This is a genomic window from Burkholderia sp. 22088 (assembly GCF_052045915.1).
GTDB classification, from domain to species: Bacteria; Pseudomonadota; Gammaproteobacteria; order Burkholderiales; family Burkholderiaceae; genus Burkholderia; species Burkholderia cepacia.
In genome coordinates this window covers 13,779-39,937 of the sequence record NZ_JBQEPY010000007.1, presented here as the reverse complement: position 1 = coordinate 39,937, position 26,159 = coordinate 13,779, and the positions used below count along the sequence as shown (strand labels likewise).

The 26,159-nt window shown below is 61.3% G+C and carries 30 protein-coding genes and 2 pseudogenes; 23 read left to right on the top strand and 9 right to left on the bottom strand.

Annotation, left to right across the window (positions count from 1 at the left end; translation table 11 throughout):
* The first annotated feature begins 44 nt into the window (after window positions 1–44).
* The 3 genes from ACTJLD_RS15040 (at window position 45) to ACTJLD_RS15030 (ending at window position 2,421) form a co-directional block, all read left to right on the top strand.
* Window positions 45–1,019 (top strand): ABC transporter permease, encoded by a 975-nt coding sequence (locus tag ACTJLD_RS15040; protein ID WP_027792689.1) that lies wholly within the window; start codon window positions 45–47, stop codon window positions 1,017–1,019.
* A 45-nt stretch (window positions 1,020–1,064) separates the two neighbouring features.
* Window positions 1,065–1,979: an ABC transporter ATP-binding protein gene (locus ACTJLD_RS15035; protein ID WP_440659186.1), complete on the top strand. Its 915-nt coding sequence runs from the start codon at window positions 1,065–1,067 to the stop codon at window positions 1,977–1,979.
* A gap of 124 nt (window positions 1,980–2,103) precedes the next feature.
* Window positions 2,104–2,421 (top strand): hypothetical protein, encoded by a 318-nt coding sequence (locus ACTJLD_RS15030; RefSeq protein WP_440659184.1) that lies wholly within the window; start codon window positions 2,104–2,106, stop codon window positions 2,419–2,421.
* Between the two features lie 273 nt (window positions 2,422–2,694).
* Here ACTJLD_RS15030 and ACTJLD_RS15025 read toward each other — a convergent pair whose 3' ends face one another.
* Entirely contained in the window at window positions 2,695–3,078 is a 384-nt protein-coding gene (locus ACTJLD_RS15025) for a hypothetical protein (protein ID WP_060174513.1), read from the bottom strand.
* Window positions 3,079–3,327: 249 nt separating this feature from the next.
* On the opposite strand from ACTJLD_RS15025, the gene ACTJLD_RS15020 reads away from it, so the two are divergent.
* The 6 genes from ACTJLD_RS15020 to ACTJLD_RS14995 all read left to right on the top strand — a co-directional run bounded on the left by ACTJLD_RS15020 (window position 3,328) and on the right by ACTJLD_RS14995 (window position 6,099).
* On the top strand, window positions 3,328–3,768 hold the full coding sequence (locus tag ACTJLD_RS15020) for an Hsp20/alpha crystallin family protein (RefSeq protein WP_027792687.1): 441 nt from the start codon (window positions 3,328–3,330) through the stop codon (window positions 3,766–3,768).
* A gap of 15 nt (window positions 3,769–3,783) precedes the next feature.
* Window positions 3,784–4,191: an Hsp20/alpha crystallin family protein gene (locus tag ACTJLD_RS15015; RefSeq protein WP_440659181.1), complete on the top strand. Its 408-nt coding sequence runs from the start codon at window positions 3,784–3,786 to the stop codon at window positions 4,189–4,191.
* A 153-nt stretch (window positions 4,192–4,344) separates the two neighbouring features.
* The gene (locus ACTJLD_RS15010; protein ID WP_226229011.1) at window positions 4,345–4,506 is read left to right on the top strand and encodes a hypothetical protein; all 162 of its coding nucleotides are present in this window, start codon (window positions 4,345–4,347) and stop codon (window positions 4,504–4,506) included.
* A 19-nt stretch (window positions 4,507–4,525) separates the two neighbouring features.
* On the top strand, window positions 4,526–5,089 hold the full coding sequence (locus ACTJLD_RS15005) for an Hsp20/alpha crystallin family protein (protein ID WP_176115149.1): 564 nt from the start codon (window positions 4,526–4,528) through the stop codon (window positions 5,087–5,089).
* A 67-nt stretch (window positions 5,090–5,156) separates the two neighbouring features.
* The gene (locus ACTJLD_RS15000; protein ID WP_059699325.1) at window positions 5,157–5,399 is read left to right on the top strand and encodes a hypothetical protein; all 243 of its coding nucleotides are present in this window, start codon (window positions 5,157–5,159) and stop codon (window positions 5,397–5,399) included.
* Window positions 5,400–5,913: 514 nt separating this feature from the next.
* Window positions 5,914–6,099 (top strand): hypothetical protein, encoded by a 186-nt coding sequence (locus ACTJLD_RS14995; protein WP_059699323.1) that lies wholly within the window; start codon window positions 5,914–5,916, stop codon window positions 6,097–6,099.
* A gap of 181 nt (window positions 6,100–6,280) precedes the next feature.
* Here ACTJLD_RS14995 and ACTJLD_RS14990 read toward each other — a convergent pair whose 3' ends face one another.
* A complete protein-coding gene (locus ACTJLD_RS14990) occupies window positions 6,281–6,595 on the bottom strand; it encodes a hypothetical protein (protein WP_027792681.1) in 315 nt (104 codons plus the stop codon).
* Between the two features lie 175 nt (window positions 6,596–6,770).
* Here ACTJLD_RS14990 and ACTJLD_RS14985 point away from each other — a divergent pair, with 175 nt between their 5' ends.
* Genes ACTJLD_RS14985 through ACTJLD_RS14975 form a run of 3 tightly spaced genes read left to right on the top strand, consistent with a single transcriptional unit; the run spans window position 6,771 to window position 8,322 of the window.
* Entirely contained in the window at window positions 6,771–7,175 is a 405-nt protein-coding gene (locus tag ACTJLD_RS14985) for a hypothetical protein (protein ID WP_060196835.1), read from the top strand.
* Window positions 7,176–7,232: 57 nt separating this feature from the next.
* On the top strand, window positions 7,233–7,466 hold the full coding sequence (locus ACTJLD_RS14980; protein ID WP_060316699.1) for a hypothetical protein: 234 nt from the start codon (window positions 7,233–7,235) through the stop codon (window positions 7,464–7,466).
* Between the two features lie 55 nt (window positions 7,467–7,521).
* Window positions 7,522–8,322, top strand: a complete 801-nt coding sequence (locus ACTJLD_RS14975) for a Fic family protein (RefSeq protein ID WP_440659176.1) — start codon at window positions 7,522–7,524, stop codon at window positions 8,320–8,322.
* Between the two features lie 667 nt (window positions 8,323–8,989).
* On the opposite strand, the gene ACTJLD_RS14970 is transcribed toward ACTJLD_RS14975, so the two are convergent.
* Window positions 8,990–9,928, bottom strand: a complete 939-nt coding sequence (locus ACTJLD_RS14970) for a response regulator (protein WP_334045582.1) — start codon at window positions 9,926–9,928, stop codon at window positions 8,990–8,992.
* A gap of 244 nt (window positions 9,929–10,172) precedes the next feature.
* Between ACTJLD_RS14970 and ACTJLD_RS14965 the strand changes: the two genes are divergently transcribed.
* Entirely contained in the window at window positions 10,173–10,646 is a 474-nt protein-coding gene (locus ACTJLD_RS14965) for an acyl-CoA thioesterase (protein ID WP_021158078.1), read from the top strand.
* Window positions 10,647–10,659: 13 nt separating this feature from the next.
* Here ACTJLD_RS14965 and ACTJLD_RS14960 read toward each other — a convergent pair whose 3' ends face one another.
* On the bottom strand, window positions 10,660–12,102 hold the full coding sequence (locus ACTJLD_RS14960) for an ATP-binding protein (RefSeq protein ID WP_440659173.1): 1,443 nt from the start codon (window positions 12,100–12,102) through the stop codon (window positions 10,660–10,662).
* A 184-nt stretch (window positions 12,103–12,286) separates the two neighbouring features.
* Here ACTJLD_RS14960 and ACTJLD_RS14955 point away from each other — a divergent pair, with 184 nt between their 5' ends.
* From ACTJLD_RS14955 to ACTJLD_RS14930, 6 genes and pseudogenes are all read left to right on the top strand, one after another.
* Entirely contained in the window at window positions 12,287–12,625 is a 339-nt protein-coding gene (locus ACTJLD_RS14955; protein ID WP_440659171.1) for a hypothetical protein, read from the top strand.
* 7 nt (window positions 12,626–12,632) lie between these two features.
* Window positions 12,633–12,998: a hypothetical protein gene (locus ACTJLD_RS14950; RefSeq protein ID WP_440659169.1), complete on the top strand. Its 366-nt coding sequence runs from the start codon at window positions 12,633–12,635 to the stop codon at window positions 12,996–12,998.
* A gap of 38 nt (window positions 12,999–13,036) precedes the next feature.
* Entirely contained in the window at window positions 13,037–13,321 is a 285-nt protein-coding gene (locus ACTJLD_RS14945) for a hypothetical protein (protein ID WP_440659167.1), read from the top strand.
* Window positions 13,322–13,328: 7 nt separating this feature from the next.
* Window positions 13,329–13,490, top strand: a pseudogene (locus ACTJLD_RS14940) (H-NS family nucleoid-associated regulatory protein); the annotation flags it as partial.
* A gap of 263 nt (window positions 13,491–13,753) precedes the next feature.
* The gene (locus tag ACTJLD_RS14935) at window positions 13,754–14,299 is read left to right on the top strand and encodes a DUF4303 domain-containing protein (RefSeq protein WP_136473321.1); all 546 of its coding nucleotides are present in this window, start codon (window positions 13,754–13,756) and stop codon (window positions 14,297–14,299) included.
* A gap of 740 nt (window positions 14,300–15,039) precedes the next feature.
* Window positions 15,040–15,495, top strand: a complete 456-nt coding sequence (locus ACTJLD_RS14930) for a hypothetical protein (protein WP_060174512.1) — start codon at window positions 15,040–15,042, stop codon at window positions 15,493–15,495.
* A 451-nt stretch (window positions 15,496–15,946) separates the two neighbouring features.
* Here ACTJLD_RS14930 and ACTJLD_RS14925 read toward each other — a convergent pair whose 3' ends face one another.
* Window positions 15,947–16,315 carry a hypothetical protein gene (locus ACTJLD_RS14925; protein ID WP_081066310.1) on the bottom strand — a complete coding sequence of 123 codons (369 nt, stop codon included), beginning with the start codon at window positions 16,313–16,315 and terminating at the stop codon, window positions 15,947–15,949.
* A 10-nt stretch (window positions 16,316–16,325) separates the two neighbouring features.
* Window positions 16,326–16,577, bottom strand: a complete 252-nt coding sequence (locus ACTJLD_RS14920) for a hypothetical protein (RefSeq protein WP_230948776.1) — start codon at window positions 16,575–16,577, stop codon at window positions 16,326–16,328.
* 467 nt (window positions 16,578–17,044) lie between these two features.
* On the opposite strand from ACTJLD_RS14920, the gene ACTJLD_RS14915 reads away from it, so the two are divergent.
* From ACTJLD_RS14915 to ACTJLD_RS14900, 4 genes and pseudogenes are all read left to right on the top strand, one after another.
* A complete protein-coding gene (locus ACTJLD_RS14915) occupies window positions 17,045–17,422 on the top strand; it encodes a carboxymuconolactone decarboxylase family protein (protein WP_059666150.1) in 378 nt (125 codons plus the stop codon).
* A 4-nt stretch (window positions 17,423–17,426) separates the two neighbouring features.
* Window positions 17,427–18,731: an MFS transporter gene (locus tag ACTJLD_RS14910; RefSeq protein WP_060174363.1), complete on the top strand. Its 1,305-nt coding sequence runs from the start codon at window positions 17,427–17,429 to the stop codon at window positions 18,729–18,731.
* Window positions 18,728–19,711, top strand: coding sequence for an aKG-HExxH-type peptide beta-hydroxylase (locus tag ACTJLD_RS14905; RefSeq protein ID WP_059699305.1), 984 nt, complete (start codon window positions 18,728–18,730; stop codon window positions 19,709–19,711). The genes ACTJLD_RS14910 and ACTJLD_RS14905 overlap by 4 nt, the downstream gene beginning before the upstream one ends.
* Before the next feature lie 220 nt (window positions 19,712–19,931).
* Window positions 19,932–21,053: pseudogene (locus tag ACTJLD_RS14900) on the top strand (DUF4158 domain-containing protein); the annotation flags it as partial.
* Window positions 21,054–21,104: 51 nt separating this feature from the next.
* Here the strand turns inward: ACTJLD_RS14900 and ACTJLD_RS14895 are convergent.
* Genes ACTJLD_RS14895 through ACTJLD_RS14885 form a run of 3 tightly spaced genes read right to left on the bottom strand, consistent with a single transcriptional unit; the run spans window position 21,105 to window position 26,102 of the window.
* The gene (locus ACTJLD_RS14895; RefSeq protein ID WP_440659164.1) at window positions 21,105–21,836 is read right to left on the bottom strand and encodes an IS6 family transposase; all 732 of its coding nucleotides are present in this window, start codon (window positions 21,834–21,836) and stop codon (window positions 21,105–21,107) included.
* A gap of 49 nt (window positions 21,837–21,885) precedes the next feature.
* Window positions 21,886–24,984 (bottom strand): efflux RND transporter permease subunit, encoded by a 3,099-nt coding sequence (locus ACTJLD_RS14890; RefSeq protein WP_060084681.1) that lies wholly within the window; start codon window positions 24,982–24,984, stop codon window positions 21,886–21,888.
* A complete protein-coding gene (locus ACTJLD_RS14885) occupies window positions 24,981–26,102 on the bottom strand; it encodes an efflux RND transporter periplasmic adaptor subunit (RefSeq protein ID WP_049096552.1) in 1,122 nt (373 codons plus the stop codon). Before ACTJLD_RS14885 ends, ACTJLD_RS14890 begins: the two co-directional genes overlap by 4 nt.
* Window positions 26,103–26,159: the final 57 nt, after the last annotated feature.

The window sequence follows — 26,159 nt, the reverse complement described above, 5'->3', positions numbered from 1 at the left end:
ATGGGCGCCGCGCGACCGGCACCCGAAACGATACGGAGATTTCCATGTCAATGACCCGCAACACGACCGGATGGCTGGCCGTGCGCCGCGAACTGACGACGCGCGGCAAATGGACGCTCGGCCTGGCGTCCTTCCTGCTGCCGTTCGCCGTCTGGTGCCTGATCAGCTATGTGCCGTTCGTCTGGCATCCGCAGATGCGCATCACGAATCCGGGAAGCGTCGACTATTTCCAGACCGGCATGCAGATCGATCGCGACGTCTTCGACGACGAGCTCGCGCATGCACGGGAGATGCATGCGGCCGTGCCGGAGGGCGTGCGCGCGAATCCGGTCTACCTGCCCGCGCCGCACCAGGTGTTGCGCGCGTTCTACACCGCATTCACGACCCCGCCCGCATCTCGCGACGGCGTATGGCTGCACGAGAGCCTGTGGCACAGCATCCGGATCATTTTTTGGGGCTTCGTGATCTCGTCCGCGATCGGTGTGCCGCTCGGCATCGTCTGCGGCACCTTCAGCGCGCTCGCGAGACTTCAGGAGCCGTTCCTGGAGTTCTTCCGCTACCTGCCCGCGCCGGCCTTCGGCGCGCTGATGGTCGCGATCCTGGGCATCTACGACGCACCGAAGATCGCGATCATCGTGATCGGGACGCTGTTCCAGCAGGTGCTGATCATCGCGAACACGACACGCAAGCTCGAATACGGGCTGTTCGAGGCCGCGATGACGCTCGGCACGAAGAAGCTCAAGCTGCTCACCCACGTCGTGATTCCCGGTGTGCTGCCGGACCTGTATCGCGACCAGCGGATCCTGCTCGGCTGGGCGTGGACTTACCTGATCGTTGCCGAACTCGTCGGCACGAGTTCGGGCATCACGTGGTACATCAGCCAGCAGGCGCGCTACCAGCATTTCGACAACGTGTATGCGGCGATCCTGATGATCGGGGTCATCGGCCTCGGGACCGACATCGTGCTCGGGGTGCTCGGCCGCAAGCTGTTTCCGTGGGACCGCACGCTGAAAGCGTGATGCCCTTCGATTCGCAACCGTCAACCGATTTCCGCAGAGGGCATCATGCAGAATCCGCAAGCCGTTCCCGAGTACCTGATGCAGTCCGACGCGGTGCGCGAGCGCTTCGCACGACTGAAAACCCGCGACGTGATACTCGACGTGCGCCACGTCGGCAAGCGCTTCGCGACGCCGCAGGGCGAGTGCGTCGCGCTCGACGACATCAGCTTCCGTACGCACCGCCGCGAATTCGTGTGCGTGATCGGCCCGTCCGGTTGCGGCAAGTCGACGCTGATCCGCATCCTGGCGGGGCTCGAAGCGCAGACAAGCGGCGAAGTGCTGCTGGACGGCAAGCCCGTGCAGGGGCCGGGCGCCGATCGCGGGATGGTGTTCCAGGGCTACACGCTGTTTCCATGGCTCACCGTGAAGAAGAACGTGATGTTCGGTCTCCGGATGAACGGGAGCAGCAGCGGCGAGGCCGAACGCGAAGCGCTGCAGTGGCTCGATCTCGTCGGGCTGACGCGCTTCGCCGACGTGTATCCGCACCAGTTGTCCGGCGGGATGAAGCAGCGCGTGGCGATCGCCCGTGCGCTGGCGAACCGCCCGCGCATCCTGCTGATGGACGAGCCGTTCGGTGCGCTCGACGCGCAGACGCGCGCGCGGATGCAGACGCATCTGCTCGACATCTGGCGCAATATCGACGTGACGATCCTGTTCATCACGCACGATCTCGACGAGGCGATTTTCCTGGCGGATCGCATTCTCGTTCTCAAGGCGAATCCGGGGGCGGTGCAGGAGTTGATCGAGGTGCCGGTGCCACGGCCGCGCGATTATTCGCAGGTCAATTCGCCGGCGTTCGTCGCGACGAAGGCGCGGCTCGAAGCGCTGATTCATCCGAAGGAGGCCGCGCCTGCCGATGACGACGACGGTGTGAAGCCGCACATGATCCGGATGACGGACGTGTCGGACAACGTCGAGTAGACCGGGACGGGGAACGGCCGGGCGATCGGCACGGGCGCGGTCGGGCGCGTGCCGGAGGCGACGTGTTCGGGCTCCGTCCACGTCGGTAGTCGTAGCCGACGGCACAGGTCTGGCGCGTCTGGTCTTGGCCGCCCGCGTCGCGGCCTCGATCTTGATCGAGCCGCACCTGGAGGAGTTCGGCACGCGTTTTTTCGCGCTCGGCCTAGAACTGGTCATGGACGACAGCCTGGCCAACATCGTGGCGGACGGATGCGATGTCGGCATCCGGATCGGCGAGAGCCGCGCGCCGCACATGATTGCCGTCTCCATCACGCTGTCACTGGAGATGGCGGTGGTCGGCACGCCGGCGTATTTCAGGGGCCATGGCGTACACGCGACGCCGGCCGATCAGCGGCGCCATTCATCCGTGCATCGGACGACTCGCATGTCATCGGTCGCATGATCCGGATCGGAGGCGATGATGCGGATGAAATGGACGCCGCGCACGGTAGTGCATGCGCCCTGGAAGCGCTCCCGCCGGGGCAGCCGATCGGAAATGCGAGATCCGGCGTCGGTGCAAACCGGGTTCCGGAATCCGGCCAGGTAATACGTCCTTTCACCGCGACCCGCTGGTTAAGCTACGGCAACAACAGCACGTGCACGGTGCTGCTCGCCTGGCCGAGCTGAAAGTCGGTCACGACCCCGTCGACGCATGGCGGAGCGCTGGGCCGATCGGTCAGCGGGGCGGCGCAGCCGTACTCAGCCTCTCCGACAGCATCCGCTCGTACACGCCAAAGTGCAGATCGACCTCCTTTTGCGTGACCGGGGTGACCGTGATGTTGATCTGGTCGGGCAACAGGCCCAGCACAACCGCAACCGCGGCTTCAAGTTGCGGTGCACAAACCTTGTCCTCCGCCATCGTCGTGCCGACCAGCACGTCGTAGGTCTGTTCGTGCCGGCAGACGACCTCGACGAGTCGCGCCCGCGCGCTCATGTTGTTGTCGATCGCGAGCCTGACGACCTCGGTCACAGTGCGCATCGTCTCGGTCGGAAAGCCCTTCGTCGAGCGCAGCCGGATACGATGCCTGCCCAGCGTAAGCCAGTCCGTGTCGAATTCCATGGCGTCCTCCGCATGCAGTTCCAAGCCGCTGCGATGATAGGTTCCAGCACCGGAATTTCAAGTGCAAAAATCTGCCGACGCACCTTGAAATTTTTCGCGGAGTGCCTATCTTAGGTTTCGCTCAGGCAGATGCGCGGGCCTCCGGATCCCGCGCGCTGCGTGTTTCGATTTGTTTGCCGACAGTCTGGCAGGCGAACTGGAGCGCGTAGGCCCGTTCGCCTCCCGGCTGCATTCAAGGAGGATACGATCATGAGCGATCTTTACTTCGGAACCGACCTCTTCAGCGAGTTCGACCGCCTGCAGCAGCAGATGGCGCAACTCCTCGGCGGCTTCCCGTCCAGCATCCGCGCTGGCCGGCTTGGCGCGTTTCCTCAGATCAATATCGGTGCGACCGACGAGTCGATCGAGATCGTCGCCTTCGCCCCGGGCATCAATGCCGCCGAACTCGACGTATCGATCGACAAGGGCTTGCTGACCATCAGCGGCGAACGCAAATCGACACAGCCCGGCACTGGCAGCGAGACGCGTACGTATGCACAGGAGCGCTTTGCCGGCGCCTTCAGGCGCGTCATCGAGCTGCCCGACACCGCCGATCCCGACAAGGTCCAGGCGCGCTACGAAAATGGCTGTCTGTCGATCAGTGTAGGCAGGCGCGAATCGTCCAAGCCGCGCGCCATCACTATCCGGTAATCCGAGGAGCCGATCATGAATGACACGACCCAACTGGCCGAACGCGGCCCGTCCACCGTGGCACGTCGCGACACGGAACAGCCCAAGCGCCGGATCACGCTCGTCCCGGCCGTCGACATATACGAGGACAGCCAGGTCGTCACGCTATGGGCGGATCTGCCCGGCGTGACGAGGGACAAGCTGGACGTCAAGGTTCACGACAACAGCCTCTCGATCGAGGCCGAGGCGGCGGTGCCGACGCCGGAAAATCTGCGGCTGCAGCATGCCGAGGTCCGCGAACCGCACTTCGCCCGGACGTTCACGCTGTCACCGGACTTCGATACGTCACGGATAGAGGCGAGCCTTCACGACGGGGTGCTGAAGCTGACAATCCCGCGCCGCGACGAGGCGCGCCCACGGCGCGTTGAAGTCAGGAGCAGCTGATCCTTCGGCAACGGCAGGTCGGCAACCAGGGCGGCAGCGATCGCGCTGCCGCCTGCGCGGACCAGGAGCAGCGGGGGGCGGGTGTCTGAGGTTACGCAGGAGTCCTGGAAAGGACACGCGATCGATCTCCGCGCCATTCCCGTGCGACGGATCGTGACCCGCCTGTCCGCACTGGAGGGCTACATCGCTATCGTCCGGATCGAACGGAACGATGAGGTGTTGGCCGACCGGCATCTGCCGCGTTTCAGCAAACGCTGGACAAGCGCGGGCGAAGCGCGGCGCGATGCGGTCGAGTACGCGGTGAAATCAGATTGAAGCTGAATCGGAGGACGCCATGAATACCGATTTGAAAAAGTGGAACCCCTTCAAGTTCCTTCGCGGAACTGCCCGCAAATCCGATGCGGAAGGCGCGGAAAGCACGCCGACAGGCGAACAGTGGCGGGCTTCGTGGCCCGACATCCCGCGATTGTTCTCACGTGACCCGTGGCGTGCAATGGAGGCGTTCTTTCACGACCCGTTTGCAGGCGGTGGCGCGCTCGAACGCTGGTTTGGCGACTTCAGCTCGTCGCGCTTCCAGCCGCGCATCGACGTCGTCGATGAGGGGCAGGTGCTGCGCGTGACCGCCGAACTGCCCGGAATGGAGCGCGAAGATCTGAAGTTGAGCGTCGAGGATGGAGCAATCGTGCTGCGTGGAGAGAAAAAGCAGGATGTGCGCAGCGAGGAAAACGGCTGCTACCGGCTGGAGCGCGCCCATGGAAGCTTCATGCGCACGATCCCGATGCCGGAAAACGCCGACCCCGACCACACCCTGGCAAAGTTTGATAACGGTGTACTCACGTTGACCGTGCCGAAATCGGAACCGGTGCAGTCCGCCAGTCGCTCGATCGATATCGGCTAGGGCAAGCACGCCAAGATCCCGCATCGCCGGGCCCGCTTCGGGTGCAACACGCTGCAGGAGGTGTCATATGCAAACGGACAACGTCATGGAGTATCACGGCTGCGAGGTCCGGCCGGTGGTAACCGTCACCGGAAACAGCCGCTACGCGGCGGCGGCCATTGTCACCGACCGGGCCGGCGAGACACGCACGCTCGGCGTCGATGGCGATTTCGCCAACGCCCAGGAGGCTCGCGATGAAGCGCTGGAGCTTGCCGTCGCATGGATCCAGCAACGCTCGGTCGTTTCAGAGCGGTATGTCCGGCGGATCTAGCGTGCCGGTCGAAAGCCGAGGGCCGGGCGCGAAGCAGGCGCCTGCGGAATTGATGGGCGATTCGCTCCCGGTTCCGATGGCTACGGCCGGTTAGCGACCGTGAATACAAGCGACGGGAAAGGGTAGGGTCAATACCGGGCGATAACAAGAGATGTCATGACGTCACGGCTTATGATAGGGAATTGCGCTTACCTTGCTCATGCCCCTGACAGGGCGCCTCAATGGATTGCGGGAGCAAAGAGCCGCGATCGTTTTTTGATCAAACAATGAGTCGAGTCGACGATTGAGCACAAAGCCGCTAACCCTGGAAAACGGGAAATACTGGGCGACGTGTCGCGAGCGAACGGTTTTCGCTGCCACGGCAAATGGATATGGTGACGTCTTTCCCGGTGCAGAGGTGATCGTCAAGGACGGATGGGCTACCTTTACCCGTGACGGCGTCGAAGTGTGGAACTGCAGTGCACGCTATGCAGCCGCACACTTCGACGTTCAGACTGCTTAGGAAAATCCGCACATGAGCCAGCTTGTTCAGATTGCGCCCGGCGTCGTGTTCTCATCTGATGTGCTTGGCGTCGATTGGGCGCGGAAATATCGACAGGACGACGGCGATGCGCAGTCAACGGACCGGCAGGACCTGGCGGTAAGGGAAAGCGATCAGGCAGGTCGCACAAGCATGCCGGCTCAGTTGTCGTTGTTGTAGAGAACCGCCGATCACGGGCACCTTGCGCCTGTCGCGCCTTCGCGTTGCCGCCGACGTTCGCTCCCGAGTCGATGCCCGACGCCGGCACCGGTTTCTTCCGCGAGTGAGTGCCGGGCCTGACCAAACGTCAACGGGTAGCGCGCACGCGAGCGCGAGGTCGCGCTTCCGTTCCCACCGCCTCTTACGCGTCTTTCAGCCAGGGCATTTCCACGGGTGATACGACCAGTTGCCGGAATTCGCGTTTCAGATCGAAGATGAACCCGACCAGGATCATGGATTCGGCGTAAGGAATCGGAAAGACGTGCGGATTTTCCGGAGTCCGCAGGGGGCGCTCGGGCGTGTCGGCGGTCGCCGCGGCATTCTCGCGAACGCTTTCCAGTTCTTCAGCCATGGCCGGGTCACCGACTTTCAACACACGGTTGCGCAGGTCGCTGAAGGGCTCGATGCGCGCAGCGTCTTCGTGGTATTCGGGTACTTCGTAAACGAACCAGGACATTTTCGTCTCCCATGAGAAGGGGCGCTATTCTAACGCTGCCCGAGGATCCACCGAAAATCGGCCATGTCGTGCGATGGCGGTGGGCGCTGCGAGGAAGTGGGCCTTCGAGGTGTGATCACCAATGCGTCTCCCTGAGTCACCCGAAAACCGTCGCGACCATGAACCGATACATCGAATGGCGCTGGAAGCGCAGCAAAGTAACGACGCCCGACCGGAGCAAGTGGCGGGGACTATGCCTGCCGTGCCGCTCATCTTGACGCACAAGCGTACACGCCACGAGTTGAACGTGAAGCGTCCCGTCAACGACGACGGCGAAACGTTCAAACATCTCGCGGTGGACAGCCTTCAGCACGATGTAACCGGACTGTACCGCGCCGCTGGTTTCGGTCGAGGGATTTCAAGCCACCCAAGATGCCGGACCTTCGCGAATCGCCTTATTGCACAGCGTCACTCAATCGAAACGGTGCAGTCACTTCTCGGCCACATCCATCTTGATCATTTCGCTCCATATCTCAAGATCTCGAAGAAGGCGAGGCGCAAGGCGATGGCCGATCTCGACGGATTTTTCGCTGATGCTTGATTGTCATCCCCGTTGGGGATATAAGTCCGGAAGTGACTTTGACCGTTGAATTGACGCATGACTACGAAGGAAGATCTCGCAGCACTTCCCCAGCAGGAACTGCTGCGCGTAGCGATGGATCGACTGGGTATGACGCGAGCGGAGTTTGCCGCGCGCTTGAGCATTGCCGTGCGGACGCTGGACAAGTGGCTTCTGCCGGCAGACTCGCCAGACTCGCGCACCATGCCCGATATGGGCCGATCATACGTGCTGGAAATCCTGCAGTGGCAGAAAATGCGGAAACCCGCTTGATTGTCCCCATTGGGGATATATACTGACGAATAGTGAACCTCGCCTTGAGAAGCAAATGCCGAATCAAACTTCCGCGCTGCTGAACACGATCGACGCCGACAAGGCGACACTCGACGCCGCGCGTCCGCTGCCACAGCACACCGTTGCCTCGCTGCGCGAAAAGTTGTTGCTCGAGTGGACGTATCACTCGAACGCGATCGAGGGCAACACGCTGACGCTGCGAGAAACCAAGGTGGTGCTCGAAGGCATCACGGTCGGCGGAAAATCCCTTCGCGAGCACTTCGAGGCGACAAACCATCGTGACGCGATCGTCTATGTCGAGGACATCGTGGCGAAAGCGGAGGCACTGTCGGAATGGCAGATTCGCAACCTCCACAGTCTCGTGTTGAAGGGCATCGATGCTGAAGAAGCGGGCCGGTATCGCCGCGAAAACGTGGTGATCGCGGGTGCGAGTACAACCCCGCCGGATTTCATGCATCTGCCTGCTGAAATGGCCGCGCTGATCGACTGGTATGAGGCGGCCGGAGACAGGCATCCGGTCGAGCGGGCGGCGGAACTGCACACGCGATTCGTGAAGATCCATCCGTTCATTGATGGCAACGGGCGGACGGGGCGGCTGCTGCTCAACTTCGAGTTGATGAAGGCGGGCTATCCGCCCGCGATCATCCGCAAAGAGGATCGGCTTGCCTACTACGACGCGCTCGACAAAGCATGTGTTAGTGGCGATTACGGCGACATTACGCGACTGGTTGCCGAATCTGCACAACGCTCGCTTGACACATATCTCGACGTGCTCGGGCTGCGTCATACACCCGCACCGGATACGGCTCCGCCGTCGCCGGGTTTTCGGCCGTAATCAAATATGAACTGGTTTCAGAAGAATTTATAAGGAACGAACCCGTTATTGAGCGTTTGGACGCGCAGACGATCTGCATTTCGAGTCCTTCGTCTCGGTATCGGAAGGGGCGTTCAACGACATTCTGGATCAGATATCGCCCTCATACAGCAGGTCCTGAGCGGATCACGTTCTCGCGGGCGACGACACGTGCAATACGCACGCGCAGATCGAGCACATCGAAATGTCTGGGGCAGAATTCACCCGGTCTCGTCGTGCAAGCGCCGCGCGGCGACACGCGCGTCACGGAATCACGATCGACCGCGATGGGCGCCGGCCGGAAACGTGCTGCCGACCCATCGAGGTCGCGCGGGGATATCAGGGAGCCTTGATTTTGCTGCGTTTTATCGGCGTAGATCGAACCAGATCCGCCAAGGCTTACCACGCGGCACCTGAAACAATACTCAGCGGTATCAGTCGCTTGCTGAATGGCCCTTCCGCACTTCTGATACCTGCCCTGAATGAATGTGCCGCCTGATTGGAATAGTGGGTGGCCCTCGGAATAGGGCGCTATTAAAACAAAAGTCCGTGCCGCCGATAACTGTCAACATTGACAGGGATTGCTTCAATTCGAGTTCTTGCCGGCTCGACGACAGCACCACCTGATTGAAGACAGGCAGATGATTCCTCAAGCGTGACGCCATTTCGCCAACGTGGGCAGTTCGCGTTCGGTGGCCGTATCGTCCAGACGGGTCCAGCTGTAAAACGTGCCGTTCCATCCCGGAACGGGCAGGGGCGCCGCGCATTTGACGTCGGCGAAGCCGGGCCGATAGGCCTGCGATGGCCAGAACAGCGGCATGATGCTGCGCGCCTCCATGCCTTGGCGCAATTCGGCCGGACCGTTCGCGTCGGCCACGATATCGCAGTGAAACGACCAATCCTCTTCGTTCCAGGCGAGAAATACACTCGGCGCGCCCGCGGCGTCGAACATCAGCACCGCGTCCTGATTGGGGCGCCAGTAGTATTCGACGATGCCTTCCCGCGCGGCCACCTCGTCGATCAGTTTGACGATCCTCGGATCGCGGTAGGTCGACCCTGCTTCATGCAGGCTGATGTGCCCGCGAGCCGCGCAGTGCTTGCGTTTCGCGTTGTCCAGCACGGTTGCCAGCTTGCGTGGCATCTCGACGTCGGTTTTCTTCAGAAAGCAATCGATCAGTCCCGCGTTGAACGCGTCCACCGCCTCGCGCTCGTCGGCAACGCCGGTGAGCAGGATTTTCATGCAGTTTGCGTTGCGGATGGAGGAAAGAAGCTGGATGCCGTCGACCTCCGGCATTGAAAAGTCCACGACCACCGCGCCCACCGCCTCGAATCGGGCGGGATCGGTGAGCGCATCCTCGCCGATCGCATTCCCGCCTTTTTTCTCCGCACCGAAATAGTCGGCGGCCGTTGGCGGCATCTCCACGTCACGCGACGACACGAAGTCGAGCGCCACCCGGGGTTGCGTGAAAAAGCGGTTCAGGTGTTCGTCCGGAAATGCGCCCCGCAGTGCCTGCAGGAAATCCGGATTGTCGTCGACAAACACCACGGACACGGGATAGAGCACCGGCTGCCTGACGAAGGTTTGCATACGAGAGTCGATAAATCAGCAGAAAAAGATTCGATAACGGAGACGCGTTTCCACAAATGACGGCCGCGTTGCATGACCGCGCCAATTATCGGGCGAAAGTGGTATTTACATCAACCATTTGTCAACCACTAATTTGGCATGTATTGACCGAAGCGCTCAACAGAATTGCACGGCGAGAATCTGGCCATTCCTTCTCGTTGAAGGAATGCGCCGCTACCGCCAGTAGCGATTCAAGGAGTTATCCATGTTGACGCAAGACGCGATTCTTCACGTCCTTTCCAACGAAACGGCACACCAGTCCGAAAAAACCTTCCACCACGTGGTCGACATTTACCTCAAGGATTCCAATGCCTTCATGAATACCTATTTCGCACGCTACTTCGAATGGCAGGGCGTGTGCCGTGAACGCTGGTTTCACGAATGCATCCACAACAACCTGCTGGCGGCCGGCGGGTCGTTCGTGACGAAGCGCGCGCATCAGGAATACGTCCAGGAGACGTTTCCGTTCCAGCGGGTCGACTGCTTCCTCAATACGTTCGAGGTTCGGCAGTGTTCGGCGTATCTGCTGTTTCGCTTCTACGTCGACGGGCGACAGGTGTCGCTGGGGTACCAGCAGATCGTGTTTGCCGGTCCCGACAAGCGGATCAGCCGGTTTCCGGCGGGCATCATCGAGCGCGTCAAGGCGTATGAACTGATCCTGCCGTCCGCCGCGAACTGAAGGTGAGACTGCCTTACCCGATGCGATAGTGCCGGGTGGGTGCCGGCGGATCGCGCAATGCCTGGTCCGCCGGCGAACCGGGCTCCGGCAGCCGAATCGTGAACGTGGTCCGCACGCCGGGGATGGATTCACACGCGATGGCGCCGCCGAGCGCTTCGCATGCGCGGCGACAGAAGCTCAAGCCCATGCCGGCGCCGCACCCGTGCGACTTGGTCGAGAAGAAGGCGTCGAAGATTTGAGGGAGCACCTCGGGAGCGATGCCCGGGCCCGTGTCGCTGAAACGCACCACGCAGTAACCGTTGCTGCGATGAGCGTCGATCTCGATCTGCCCACGGCCGCTTGCGTCGATCGCATACAGGGCGTTTTTCAGCAGGTTGAAGATGACGAAGATCACGAGCGAGTCGGTTCCGGAGAACCGGAGGTCCGGATCGATCGCGCCGACCGACACGCGGTCGCGTTCACCCGGACGGAAGGGAAAGCGATCCACCGCGGCGTCGACACAGGCTCGTATCGGATAGGCCGCGAAGCCGTGGCGATCGAGGCGGTCCAGCGTAAAGGACGCCAGCGACATTTCGACCACGGTGCTCGTGGTGTCGACCTGGCGCCGGATCGACGATGCGAGCGTCGGCAGCCGGTCCAGCTGCCCCGGATACAAGCTGTCGGTGCACAACCGGTGCTCCACCGCCAGCCGATACCCGCGCAGCAGCGCCGGCAGGACGTTGCGCAGCTCGTCCGCATGCAGGCCGATCGCCGCCAGCGGCGTGGCCACTTCGTGCGCGACCGTCGCGGCCAGGAGATAGGGGCCCATCAGGCCATAGCGGACGATCGACGTCGCGAGAATCCCGAGACTCATCGCAATGAACAATACCCCCACCGGATAGAACTCGACGCCGTAGTTCACCGCATAGTCGGTGGCCGCGAGCGAGTAGAGGCCCAGGCTGACGAGACATTGCGTAAGCAGCTGCCGGACATCCCGCGCGCGCGTCTGTCGTCGTGCCTCGATCAGGAGCCAGCAGCTGCGGCCGACCAGGAGGACGGTCTGCACGACGTGCAGCGGATGCAGTGGGCCCGCCTTGGGATACGGGCCGAAGAAATGCAGGCGGAATCCATCGACGACCCCATTGCCCGTGACCAGCAATACGGCCAGCAGCACGCAAAGGCCGTAGGAGGCGAACATGAACGGCCGCTCGTCCCGACGCGACACGATCTCCGTCACGAAATGATAGAAGGTCGTCGGCAGGAACAGGATGAACAGATAACCTGCCTTGACCAGCAAGTTGGCGACGTCCGCGTCGGTCGTCTGGAACAGGAAGGCCCACGTTCCCTGCCAGACGAAGGTCGCCGCGCACATCAAGGCGAACGGGACGGATACCCGCGTGAGGCCCTTGGTGGCCAGCACGTAGAGGCCGAACCCGAGAAACAACGCAGAGACGAACGCGGGCAAGATCGAGTACATGATGCGTGAATCCACAATGTTCACTGGTCGCGCACCACTGTACTGTCCTGGCCGGTGCCGGTTGCGAGAGTAGCACGCAGCGGCAGGCGAGCGAGCGCGGGCGGGTTTGTCCACGAGGGTTTCGCGCATCTCGATTGCGGATCGTGCGCGTGGCGGATCCTGAATAGGATAATCGATCGCCGTCGTGATCAGGAACTGGCCATGGGCTAAAACTTTGCCGCATGCGAACCATGCATTCACGATTGCATTCGTTATTGCGATCGCGCGAACTATCGCCGTGACAAATGGCGGGAACCGCGCAGTAACAAACGCTGCGGCCGATCGGGTGAAGCGGGAATTCGAACAATGCAACAATTTGCCGCAGCCAACTGTTCGATCAGCGGATGAGCCGTCGTCGATTTTCAAGCGATTTTTAGAAGCAATCGCGCCGATCGAACACGAAATCCAGAATAATCGACCGAACCGTTACATCTTTCCGGGAACCCGCGTTCCCTGTCATGGAAAAATGACGTCAGCCGGATAGCAGATGCATGCTTGCGGTAAACACCGCGGGCTACGCATTAACACCGAGTTTTGCGAATATTTCGCGATGCCCGAAAATCGCACGGATTATCGAATCAAATTCGATGCCCCTGGCTGCGGCACGGCCATCATGGAATCAGCATGACTTTTCCGCTGACCTTGGATTTCGCGAGCTCGAACGACTGGAGCGCCTCGTGCAGCGGCAATCGATGGGAGATGAGCCGAGCGAGGCGCGCCTCGTTGGCGACCACGAAATCGACCACGTTCCGCCAGGTCTGGCGCGTGGCCCGGTAGGTGCCGCGAATCTGGTGACGCATCCGCACGAAGCGCGCGCCACGGCTGAAGCCGAAAAGCAGACATTTGAACTTGGCTAAAAGCGGACATTTCAATCTAGCCGCTACAAAATAAAAAAATGATCATCAGCATTATGTCAACTAAAAACCACACACTTGAACTGAGCGCTGCAGAAATCGACGACCTGAAGAAGGCAGGATACACCGTCCACACGGTTGTCGACCAAGACCCGGTGCTGTACGGCTGGATGCACCCAAGTTCTACCGCATCGCAAAGCCACTATACGGACCGGCAGCCGTTCCGAAAGTCGCAAGCCCAAGCATGGTTGGACTGTTACGCATATCACCATGGCCATATGCCAATGAAGGCTGAGCCGGATTGGATGGACAAGCCGGCGTCGTAAGCGTTTGCAAATTTTCGGTCGGCGTCGCGCCGTTGCAGCGCACCCACGCGCTCCGATTGCACCGAAGTATCGCGATCCGAAAACCGGCGCGACGTGGAGTGGCCGCGGTAAGGCGCCGCAGTGGATTGCGAAAGCCAAGAATCGCGATCGTTTTCTGATCGAACAGTGAGCCGAGTTGACAGTTGATCACGTTGCTCGGCCTCTGTCCGATGGGAGATACTCGGCAACGTGTCGTGAGCGTACGATCGTCGCAGCAACGGCAAACGGACATCGCGACGTATTTCCGTGCGCGGAGATGATCGTCACGGATGGATGGGCAACCTTCGATCTGCCGCGCGCTGAAGGACAAGCAGCAATGCGGGCCGAACTACAACGAATCGGTCGAGAAGTTTTTCTAGGTAACAACGACTAGGTCATACAGCGAGGGTCAATATGAGCGTGTTTCCTGATTTCGCGCGGGAGATTGCCGACGCGGCGCGAGTGACTTACCGCGCCCTTCTTGCGGCACATCCCGACGAACATTTTTATGCTTTTGCTCTCTACACCGACAGTGGCGCGATGACCGTCGTGCCGGCCGCCAATACTGAGGAGGGGTTGAAGCGGGTCCGCGAACAGATGGAAATCGATGACGACGAGGATGCTCCGGAGTTCACGTGGGCGACCGGCGAATGGGCGTATGAAGCAGCCGAGTCGGACTCGTTCAATCCCTTATGCAAAAGGTTGGCCGACACGGTACTTGGTCCGAACTTTCCGGAAGCGAAGTTTGACGTCTTTTTTGAAGATCTCCAGAGCGACATGATCGAGGCGCTGCGACTTCTCGATCAGGAAGGATTGTTCGGAACCGGTGCGGAGCGCGAGAAAATCACGCTGTTCGTCACGATCAGTGACGACGACGGATCCGTGGATCTAGAGAACAGATCGGCCAAGGTATTGAACCCGCCTTCCGTGTTCGATCGCTTCATCAAGCGCTACGACTAGCAGCGGAAATACCCATCAGAGACACCGGCCGCGGATTGAGACGTGACAAGGTCACGATGCCGACGATCACTTACTGTCTGGCAGGCTGCACAAGTTCGTCGGTTTCACAAAAGAAATCTCGTTGACCAGGTGCCGGTCGAGCCGGCCGACGTGCAGCTCGCGGTCGCGCATGCCCTGCCCGCTTCAGCGCGCGCGAGATCGCCTGCAATTGCGCCCACAGGTGCTCGGCGTCCGCGACCGATAGAGTATCTGCAGCAGCATCTAATGCGGCAACGATCATGTCGAATTGCTGGGCTGCCGATGCAAGAACCGGTAGGGCTCGCGCACGGGCCTGCTCTTCGCGATAGACAGCCATCCAACACGAGAGCGTCTGGCGTTCGGCGCGGCTCAACACCTGGAGTAGCATCCGTGGCACCGGTTCGTCGACGCGAAACGACCCGACTACACGACGGACACAACGAGCGCCCTCACGCGATCGCCCGACCGCGGCAGATCCTCTCGACGGTTCGAGGCGCACCAACTTGACTACGCGTCCCTGTTTGCGAATCAGCATGGGGATTGTCTGGGTCACACGATCACTGCAGCAGCATAGCGCAAACTTTCGTTACGATCGACGACGCCACACGCGAGGTAAAGAGCACGCTTGGGGGCGTCGCACGAGGTCCGAGAATAAATCGGGACTGCTTGCCGTGCGAGGTTCCCTCGCTTATATCGTACTCGACACGACACCGGAGGTCATCGTGAACGTCCCGCTGTTGATGCCACGCCTGTTCTGTTCGGCCTTCGTGCTGGCCGGCGCGATCCACGATGGCGAGGTGTTGGTCGATACGCGCCGGGTTTCGAAGATTCGTGGGATGCTGATTGCGTTCTATGGAGCGGATCCTGGCCCTTACGAGGTCGCTCTCGCGGCCGTGGCGACAGACGTGTTCTCAGACGAAAACACACGCGCCTGTTTCCTTGAGAGGGTCGATGCGTTCGACCGTCTGCTCGCGAATAGAGGTCTAATTGACGCGTGGGGCACACACGGATGGGTGCGACGCAACCCGACCGATCAAGATCGGTTTGCGCCCGCTCTATTTGTGGTCGAGGCCGCGGCGATCTGTCCTTTGAACACCGATCGCCGAGCGTTCGACCTACGGGATTTTCACGCAGCGGCGTACAAACGAGCCGCCGCGCGAGGTGTGGAGTTTTGGTAGCCAGGGTGGATCACTCGAACCCCATTTCAAGTGTGATTGCTTGCATGGCGACGGGAACTCCTGCCGCAATCTGCGGTTCAGTCGACGCGCCGCGTCTAGCAAGACTGGCATCCATCGATGCCTCGACCGGCACCACGTCGGCACGAACTGGGGCCGGCCGCCCAGCTCATTTATCTGCCAGGGCACGGCGGTACACGCGGCTCACCGCACTTCGAGATCGACGCTTGCCTGCGGGCGAAAAGCAAGGTCGCCCCCCTACACGGGCACACTCGACCACGTCGTCGCCCCTGGTACTCAATAGGCATCCGACCTCCAGCGTCTCCATGCTGTCGATGTCGAAACACGCGATCGTAACGATCGACGGGCCCTTCAGCCGCACGCGGCTTGGTGAATTCAATTCGAACGTAAGTGCGCTGGGGCAGCGCCTCCTGCTGAGGTGGTTCGACATGGATCAAGCAGCTGTAGCACGCAGGCGCCCGCGTGGATTCGCCGATCGCTCTGCAGAGCAAAACGCCTCCCATTGCTCAGGTGTGGCTCGGTCGATCTTCTCAATCGCCACGGTGCGCGCGGCGTCGATCGACCCTTCCATGATCCTTCCAATGCTTCGTCCCGTTTCCACGTCCGACACCGAGAACAGCGCCGGCGTGTACGGATCGGAGAGCGTGCTGCGATGCACGGCCCAAGTGCGACCACGATGTTCGAACGGGACACCGATTGTTTCGATCCAGCGATCTTCATGCAGCGCGACGTGGAACACGATTCCATCGACGCGCAGGGGCTCCGGCCTGGCGAGTACCCTTTTGTTGGTCTTGTGAGTCATCAGGTCACTCCTAATCAGCCTGGTTGAGGATCTCAACATTGAAACCGGCGGGCCAGCCGTACGTACGGACCTGCAGCGCGTCCTCCGCGATCAACTCGGGTATGACGTCCCAGTAGTCTTCATCGGTCGGTGTGATCATCACGATTGCACTCGGCATACCTCTTGCCGCAGCGATCTGGCCGGCTAGGCGCTTGAGTTCTGCGGTCCAATCGCGAACCTGCTGCTCTAGGATCCGCTGTTCGTCATACGCTTTCGTCATCATTTTCCTCATCGAGTCACTGGTTCCGGGATCCCCTTGATTTCGGTGCAGTTTACCGGTGTAAGTCGATCTAGCTGCGACAAGAGTTTGCGCTCCGCCCCCTAAAAAATATTCTTTATAATCAATTGGATGATGATTGCTAGCCCAAAAATCGCTCTTGGCTAAGAGACGCGAATTGAATCCATCAAATTCTCGGCAATGCATCTAATATTTTTTTGCTTTACCTAAATTTGTTTACCTGCAAGTATTGCCCTGCGGTTCGTAACGAACTGCATCGAGCCCGAACGTTTCTTTCGGATTGCTTTAATTTTTAATACGTGGAGCTTCAGATGAAGATCGAAAACAAGATGGTCATGAAAGGTGCACAAAGCAAAATCGTCCACGCAATTACCGCTGCCCTGAAGTGACAGCAGCGTAGTGAATTGTCAATGGCGGATCCCGGGATCCGCCATATCGGACAGAGGCGACCGATGAATCCCATCGAACAGAACGGCGACCTGCTTCAGATGTTCAATCCAGACGGCGTCCGGCTGGCCAACGAGACCGTGCGGCCGGTATTTCCCGATCTCGTCGATAAACTGGCTTCTGACATTTATGGATACGCGTATCGCCGACCCGGCATTGATCTGAAGACACGGCACCTCGTCACGCTCGGGGTAATCAGCGCCATGGGCGGCTGCGAGAATCAATTGCGTTTTCAACTTGGCGCTGCCCTGCACCTCGGCATACCGATCGAACAAATTCGCGAGGTATTTATTCAGGTGCAAGTTTTTGCCGGGAACGCACGGGCGTTCAACGCGGCAGCCATTTTCAAATCCGTTGCCGACGAGTTTCAGAAGAGCGAATAGCGTGATGCACTCGACCCGATGGCAGCTGATCGTGACTTATGTGTTAGCCGACGCAGCCGTGACGGTTTCGTCGCGCATCCTGCAATTCTATGCCACCTGGCTTTTGCTGAAGGACATCGCAAGCCCGTCGGCACTCACGCTGACGCTAATCGCGACGTGGGCGACGACCTTGCTATTCCTTCCATTTGTCGGCGTTGTCGCCGAGCGAATCCGCAAGAGCACCGTGTTGCTGTGCGCGTCGCTGCTCGCACTTGCATCGGTGATACCGGTCGTCGTCGTTGCACGTACGCTTCACGTCACCCACTCGAATTGGCTTGTTGTCGTTATCGTCATCGCAAGCGTGACCTCGAGCGTCGCCGTGGCGGCCCTGATGCCGCTGAGCACACCGCTGATACCCGAGATTTCGCCCGATGCCGACGAGGTTCGCAGAGGTTTGCGCCTGAAGGCGTCGGGTTTCATCCTGAACATCCTGTTCGGCCCGACGTTGGCGGGCTTCATGATCGGGGCATTTGGCGGCGAGTCCGCGCTTTGGCTGAGTGCCGCGAGCAGTTGTCTCGGCGTCGTGGCCTCGCTCGCCTTCCACATGTCGTTCAGTGCGGTGCAATCGGTGCGAACGCGCGCCGGGCCAGCACCGTCGTTTTTCCGGGACCTGCGCCACGGGATGCAACGGGTACTCGGTATTCGAGCCGAGCGGGCGATCGCGACAGCGTCGCTGCTCGCCAACATGCTGTTCGTCCCGTTCATATTCTTCCTGTTGCCAGCCAAGGTTCTCGCGGAGGGCGGCACCATGCTGAACGTGGCCAGCATCGAGCTGTCGTTGGGCGCGGGCGTATTGGGGGCTTCTGCCCTGCTGATCCAGCAAGCCCGGCGCATCGCTTCCGATCATGCAGTTTCGAGCGTCGGCATCGGAATGATCGGCGCCTCCATCTTTGCGTTCGGTTGCACGCACCATCTCCTCACTTGGTGCGTGCTGGGTTTCGCATTGGGTGTCGGGTTGACGACGTTCAACGTCACAGTCAATTCGAAACGAGCGATGGCGATTCCGGAAGGGCATCGCACCGGCATGGAATCGAGCCTGATGTTTCTTTGCACGGCCGCCGCTCCTTTGGGCATCTGGATATCGGGCGTGGCCCTCAAGACACTGTCGCCCGACACCGTCATCATCTACGGCAGCGAACTTTTCGTGCTTGCACTCCTTTGTATCGTCTTTTCCAGGCCGTTGAGGCTCATGCTCAATTCCGGAGATAGTGGCTTGCCTCACTATCTCCAGACTAACCGAGAACTGTTCGACCTTCAATCACTGTCATGACCTATCCCTTTCTTCCGGTGGCAAGTGTGGCTTCGTCGCTGTCAACGGGGTTCAAATCCCAACTGAAGTCCGCGTATGAGGATCTGCTCGAACAACTCGCGGCACATGCGCCGGCGCTGTTTCCCGACAGCGTCCACGCGCACTTCGCAACCTTGCAGCCCGCCGGATTCAATGGATTTCACAGCTTCGCCTACCACTATGTGATCCGCTTGGCGGAGCAGAACAAGCTGCCGGAAGCGTCGCGCCTGCTCACGGTCATCGCGCGCGACCGATACGAGACGCTGCCTCGATTCACGCCGGCATCGCGCATCGATTGCAAGTTGCTACGCGAGGTGCTGGACGAAATCTCGGGTGGCACATCCTATACGGAGATTGTCTTACGGCCGCTGCCCCGGGAAAAGGAGCAACTCGCGGAAGCGGCTATGACACACGGCGTTCGGGTGCTTGAAGCCGCGTATGCGGAACTCGCCGCGGAGATCGAGATCCTCGTCGGCTCGATCGTCTTTTTTGAATCGGCGGGTGCGACTAGCGAGCGTGCGTTATCGCTAACGGGTGATAAGCTTCAATCGATGATTCTCGTGAACGGGGAGATCGACCTGAGTTGGATCTTCCTGCTCGACAAGCTGGTTCATGAGGCGGCGCACACCTACCTATATGGCATCAATTTGCGCGAGGAACTCGTTCAAAACAGCCCGGAAATAAAGTATGCGTCTCCGCTGCGTCGGGATGCCCGCGACATGCTTGCGATCTATCACGCGACGTTTGTCATCCAACGCCTGCTGGTTGCGTTTACGCGCATTCTTGAGCGTGCGGCGCTATCTGATGCCGATCGGGTCACGATCAAGGAGATGCTCGGGCTGTACCATGCCCGACTCGATGCCGGCTTCTCGACGATCGAGCGTTATGGCGTTTTGTCCAACGTCGCGCGGGAATTGATCCATGAGGGGCGGGATTGTGCGAAATCGCTGGCGTCCTGCTGATTGAGGCTGCGTGCCAAAGCGTAAATCGCTATCACACGGCTCGCGCTCAACCACGAAGCACAGTCGCGGTTCGAGTGCACGTCCTGGTGCATGACGTTTTTGTAAGACATCGGCAATTGCCGAAGTGCCCAAATACTCTTTGTCTTTCGTGCGCCCGATTGCTTCACGGATTTTTTCCCGCTACGCTGCATAGTCCGTTTTTCGTGCGGGAGTGCGAGCGATGGACCACTGGCGGCTGGCGTATCTCGGCATGCGACACTTCCCGCATGAGCTGACCGAATTCGAGCTCAATACCTTCTTTACGTTCTCCGCCCGCGAGCGCACCTTGATCGACGGCCGCCGTTCGCACCTCTACCGCTTGGCGGTCGCGCTGCACTTGGGCTTCGTGCGGATGACCGGCCGCACGCTCGACGCTTACAAACAAATTCCAAAACGGCTGTGGCAGCACTTGGGTGAGCAACTCGGCATCGACCCGCCCGACTTGGGGACGTTGCGCGCGCTGTACGACGACCGTACTGACACGCTAGCCGACCACCAGAAGCTCACCTACGAGGCGCTCGGATTTCAACCCATGGCCGAGCACCAGCGACGCTACGTCATTCGCTGGCTCAAGGAGCGGCTGTCGGGCCGACAGGATCGCAGCACCGCGCTGTTTGATCTCAAGCAGTGGCTGTACGAGCATCGGGTCCTGATTGTCCACGACCGTGCGCTGCGACACCTAATCGTGCAGGCGGTGCAGGACGTCGAAACGGCGCTAACTCACCGGCTCGAGGCTGCGTTCGGCGCCGCTGCCCTTGATCAGTGGGGCATGCTGTTGCCGCGGCCGGAATCGGGCGGCGCCAGCCTGCAGCAGTGGCTCTGGTCCGTGCCGCTGCGGAACTCGACGAATCAGATGGGCGAGTTGTTTCGCAAGATTGAGCGCCTGACTAAGCTCGGCGTGCATCGCGATTGGCCGGCCGAATGCAACGAGGCCGTGGTGCGGCACTACGCGCGACGCTGCGCCAACCGCCCGCCGTCCGTCAGCAAGCGCGTCCGACAGCCGATTCGCCGACTGGAGGCTGCGTGTTTCATGCGTTATGCGCTCTGCGTCGCCACCGATCAGTTGCTGTGGATGCTTGCCCGCTGGCAACGCAAGATGGTCAACGAAGCGGGCAGCAAGGTCGACGCGAAGCGGCCCGACCTGAAAGCGCAGCTACGCGATTTCGCGACGGCGGTCAAGGCGCTCGCGACCGACGTCACCCTGGCGCACGACGCGCTGATCGAACGCCTCGTGCAACTGGCTGACACGACGCTCGCGCAAAGCGGTCCGAGTCGCGCGAGCCTGGTGCGCGCGCAACGGCTTTGTCAAGTTAGCCGAGTAAGTACGGAGCGAGCGTAAGAGTGACCCGCTGCGTCATGCTGCAGACGGAATGGGGGGGACTTCGGTGAATTCATGCCACGTCGAGAAACGTGCGGCAAGGTGTTTGCGATAAAGAGAGGCGCGCAGTAGATGTCGCTTCAAGGCGAAATGCTGACGGATCGGTCCGAAGCTCGCGAGGAAGGCCTGAGTTCGCTTCGGGTCGCGAAACCCTCGCATGCGTCGCTCGCGTTCGCGGGTGGGTTGATGGCTGTTCTCAACACGGTTGTTCACGCGCGCACAGGCCTTCACGAACACGTGCTTCACGTTCGCCAGTTCCGGTAACTCCGCCTTCGCAGCAGGATAACTGCGCAGCTGATCGGTAACGATCTTTCGCGGCGCCGGAAAGGAATGCAGCACTCGCTGGAAGAAACGTTTGGCGGCAGCTTTATCACGCCGCTTCTGCAGCAGGATGTCGAGTTCGGCACCATGCTCGTCGACGGCGCGCCACAGCACATAAGGCTCGCCGCGCAGAGTCACGAACATCTCGCCGAGGTGCCAGGTGCTGCCGGTCTTGCGTCGTACAGTCTTCGCGCAGCCCGCGAAGACTGCACCGAATTTGTCGCACCAGCGACGGATGGTTTCGTGGCTGACGATGACACCGCGTTCGAACAGCAGTTCCTCAATGTTGCGCAGACTGAGCTGGAACCGGAAGTACCATCGGACTGCCAGGCTGATGATCGCAGCTGGGAAACGATGGCCGTGGTAAAGCGATTTGGGATTCGTCATTCCGGCATCCTACGCGATCACCCTCCGTAACGTGACAAAGCCCACATGTCTACGAAGTCACGCTGGCGCTGGGTTCGAGCGCAGAGTGGCTTTCCTCTGCCCCGGGCCGGATCTTGAACCAGATCGAGTACATAGCTGGCAGAAACACCAACGTCAGTATCGTTCCTGCGAAAGTTCCTCCGATCAGCGTATAGGCCAGCGTGCCCCAGAACACGGAATGGGTCAGCGGAATGAACGCAAGCATCGCGGCAACCGCAGTCAGGATCACGGGCCTCGAGCGCTGCAGGGTGGCCTCCACTACCGCATCGAACGGCGCCATGCCCGCACGCGTGTTCTCTTCGATCTGGCCGATCAGGATCAGCGTGTTGCGCATCAGGATGCCGGAGAGCGCAATGAGCCCCACCAATGCGTTGATGCCGAAGGGCTGATTGAACAGCAGGAGTGTCGGCACCACGCCGATCAAACCCAGTGGACTGGTCGCGAACACCATCATGGTCGCGGCAATCGAGCGCGTCTGGAAAATGATGATGAGCAGCGTCAGCGCAATCATGATCGGGAACAGCGGCGCGAGCGCATTGGTCGCCTTGTTGGCCTCCTCGATGGAGCCGGCCTCCTCGATCCGGTAGCCGCCCGGCAGCTTCGCGATGATGGGCTGCAATTGCGCGAGCATCGCGGTCGACACGTCGGGCGGTTGCAATCCTTCGGCGATATCGCCACGCACGGTAATCGTCGGCGTTCGATCGCGACGGCGCAGGATCGGATCCTCCATGCGGATGTCGACCTTGCCGACCTGCGAGAGCGGCACCCGCTGCCCTGCGTTACCGATCAGCGTGAATCCCTCGATCCGTTGCGGGTCGAGCCGGGTGTCTCCCGCCGAACGCGCGACCAGCTCCACCGAACGAATGTCCTCGCGCACGTGCGTGACGGGAATTCCGGTCAGCAGGAATTGCAGTTGCTGCGCGACCGAGCTGGACGTCAGCCCGAACGACCCGAGACGATTTTGATCGAGCGTGAAATGCACGGTGGGAACGCGCGGCCCCCAGTCGGCGTTCACCGTTCGCATCATCGGGCTGGCCTTCATGGTCCGCTCGACCTGCGCGGCGATGGTGCGCAATGTCCCCGCGTCCGGGCCCATGACCCTGAACGCAACGGGGTAAGGCGAGTAAGGGCCGAACACCAGCTGCGTGACGCGAACCTGCGCCCCGGGCACCAATCCTTCGGCGACGACCTTGCGCAGACGGAATTTGAGCGCTTCCCGCTGGTGCTCGTCGCTCGTGCGGATCACGATCTTCGAGAAGGACGAATCCGGCAGCTCCGGAGACATGGCCAGATAGAAGCGCGGCGCGCCCTGCCCGATGTACGAGGTCACGATCTGCGCTTCCGGCTGCTTCGCGAGCCACGCCTCGACCTTTTCCGTTGCCGACGCGGTCTGCTCGATCGACGTCCCATAGGGCATCTGCACTTCGACGAGCACTTCCGGGCGATCGGACGTCGGGAAGAACTGCTTCTTCACCAGTCCCATGCCCATCACGGCAACCACGAACGATGCCACCACGATCCCGGCGACCATCCACTTGCGGCCGATCACGCGCCCGAGGAAACGGCGAAAACGCTGGTAGTTCCGCGTGTTGTAGATCGCTTCGTGGCCGCCTTCGATCACGGCAATGTCGGGTAACAGCTTGACGCCGAGGTACGGCGTGAAGACGACGGCCACGACCCACGACGTGATCAGCGCGATGCCGACGATCCAGAACATGTTGCTCGTGTATTCGCCGGCCGTCGATCGCGCGAAGCCGTTCGGCATGAAGCCGACCGCCGTGACCAGCGTGCCCGACAGCATCGGCGCGGCCGTATGGCTCCACGCGTAAGCCGACGCCTGGACGCGGTTGTAGCCCTCCTCCATTTTCACGACCATCATTTCGATGGCGATGATCGCGTCGTCGACGAGCAGGCCCAGCGCGAGAATCAGCGAACCGAGCGTGATGCGGTCGAAGCTCTTGCCCGTGGCGGCCATCACGACGAAGACCCCCGCGAGCGTCAGCGGCACCGCCGCCGACACGACGATGCCGACGCGCCATCCCATGCTCGCGAAGCTCACGACCATCACCACGAGCAGCGCGACGAAGAACTTGACCATGAATTCGTCGACGGCCGAATGGATATTGACGGCCTGGTCGGTCACCTTCGTGAGGCTCATGCCCAGCGGCATCCCGGCATTGATCGATGCGACCTCCGCGTCGAGCGCGTTGCCGAGGTTGAGCCCGTTCCAGCCGTCCCGCATCACGACGCCGAGCAGCAACGCCGGTTCGCCGTTGTTGCGAATCTGGAACGTGGCCGGGTCTTCGTAACCGCGTTCGACGGTCGCCACGTCGGAGAGCTTCAACGTGCGGCCCTGAACGACGATCGGCGTGTCACGAATGGTCTGCAGCTTGTCGAACGCGCCTTCGACACGAATGAAGACCTGCGCGCCCGCCGTATCGATCGAACCGGCCGGCGTCAGAACGTTCTGGTTGTTCAACGCGGCAAAGATCTCCTGGGGCGTCACGCCGAGCGTCGCGAGCCGGTCGTGCGAAAACGAGACATAGATCCGTTCCGCCTGCTCGCCGATGATGTTCACCTTCTTGACGCCCGGGACATGAAGAAGCCGCTGGCGCAATCCCTCGGCGTCGCGCACCAGCACTCGTTGCGGCTCGCCTTTTGCCTTGAGCGCGAACAGCGCGAACGTTACGTCGGAGTACTCATCGTTGACGAGCGGGCCGATCACGCCGGGCGGCAGGTTGCCCGCTTCGTCATGCAGCTTCTTGCGCGCCTGATAGAACTCCTCGGGCACGTCCGCGGGCGGCGTACTGTCGAGCAAGGTCACCGTGGTGAAGGCCAACCCCGGACGCGTATAGGTCTCCGTCCGGTCGTACCAGCGCAGTTCCTGCATGCGCTTTTCGAGCGGCTCGGCCACCTGGTCCTGCATTTCCTGCGCGGTCGCACCGGGCCATGCCGTAATGACCGTCATCGACTTGACGGTAAAGGGCGGATCTTCGGCCCGCCCCAGTTTCAGGAAGGCAACCACACCGGCGATCGAGATCAGGATGATCAGAAACAGCGTGACCGAGCGCTCCCGCACCGCGAGCGCCGACAAGTTGAAGCCGCTCATTGCGCCGCTCCTTGCGCGGAGACGGATGCCGCGATCATCTTGTCGTTGGCGAGGCGCACATGCTCTCCGTCGTGCAACAACTGGGCACCGAGCGCGACGACCTGGTCGCCGTCGCGAAGGTCGCCCGTTACCGTCGCACTGTCGTCGCTCAATGCGGTGACACGCACCTTGCGCCAGGTCACGCGCGACTGGGCCCGGTCGACCGTCCAGACCCCGGTGCCCGTGCCCGGATCGAACACGGCGCCGACCGGGACCACCATGCCGGCGGGTGCGTGGCCGGCATCGCCGGCGAGATCGAGCGTGACGGTCGCGCCGAGCGGCGCATTCGACAGCGCGCCCTGGAGGACGTACCGCGCCTCGTAGGTCCGTGTCAGCCGATCGGCGGAGTCGGAGAGCTGGCGCAGGACGGCGGGAACAGGCTTCTGGGCCGCGCCGTACAGCGTCGCCTCGGCGATCGAGCCGGATGCGGGACGCAGCGTCTCGGGAAGCTGGACGACGGCTTCGCGGGGGCCGGCATGCGCGAGCCGCACGACGATTTGTCCCGGCGCGACGACCTGGCCGGGCTCCGCCAGCGTCTCGACCACCACGCCGTCGGCGTCCGCCATGACGACAGCATAGCCGGACGCATTGTTGGCGAGCACGGCCTGCGCCTGCGCCGCGACGAGCTGGGCCTTGGCGGAGTCCGCGGCCGCCTTGAGCTGGTCATAGGTCGATGCCGAAACCGCGCCTGCCGCGACGAGATCCCGATAGCGCGCCTCGTCAGCGGCCGTCTGCGTCGCGCGCGCCTGCGCGGCATCCACGAGCTTCTGCTGTGCACGGGCCTGCAGCCCCAGATCGATCGGATCGATGCGCATCAGCGGTTGGCCGCGCTTGACCGTCTGGCCCGCGTCGACCAGCCGCTCGATGACCTTGCCCTGAACCCGGAAACCGAGATCGCTCTGAACGCGGGCGCCCACGACACCCGAAAACGACCGGCTCGCCCCCGCCGCGCCGTGAACGGCGCTCGTACGCACAAGTGGCGCCTCGGTACGCGGATCAGCGGCCGGATGCTCGCCGCATGCCGCGAGCGCAAGCGAAGCCACGCCCAATGTGTAGACAAAATGATGGCGCCGGAACATGAGGTCCCCTCTCGCAAAGAACAGGAGCCCTCATTCTGATACCGGTGACCAATTCAG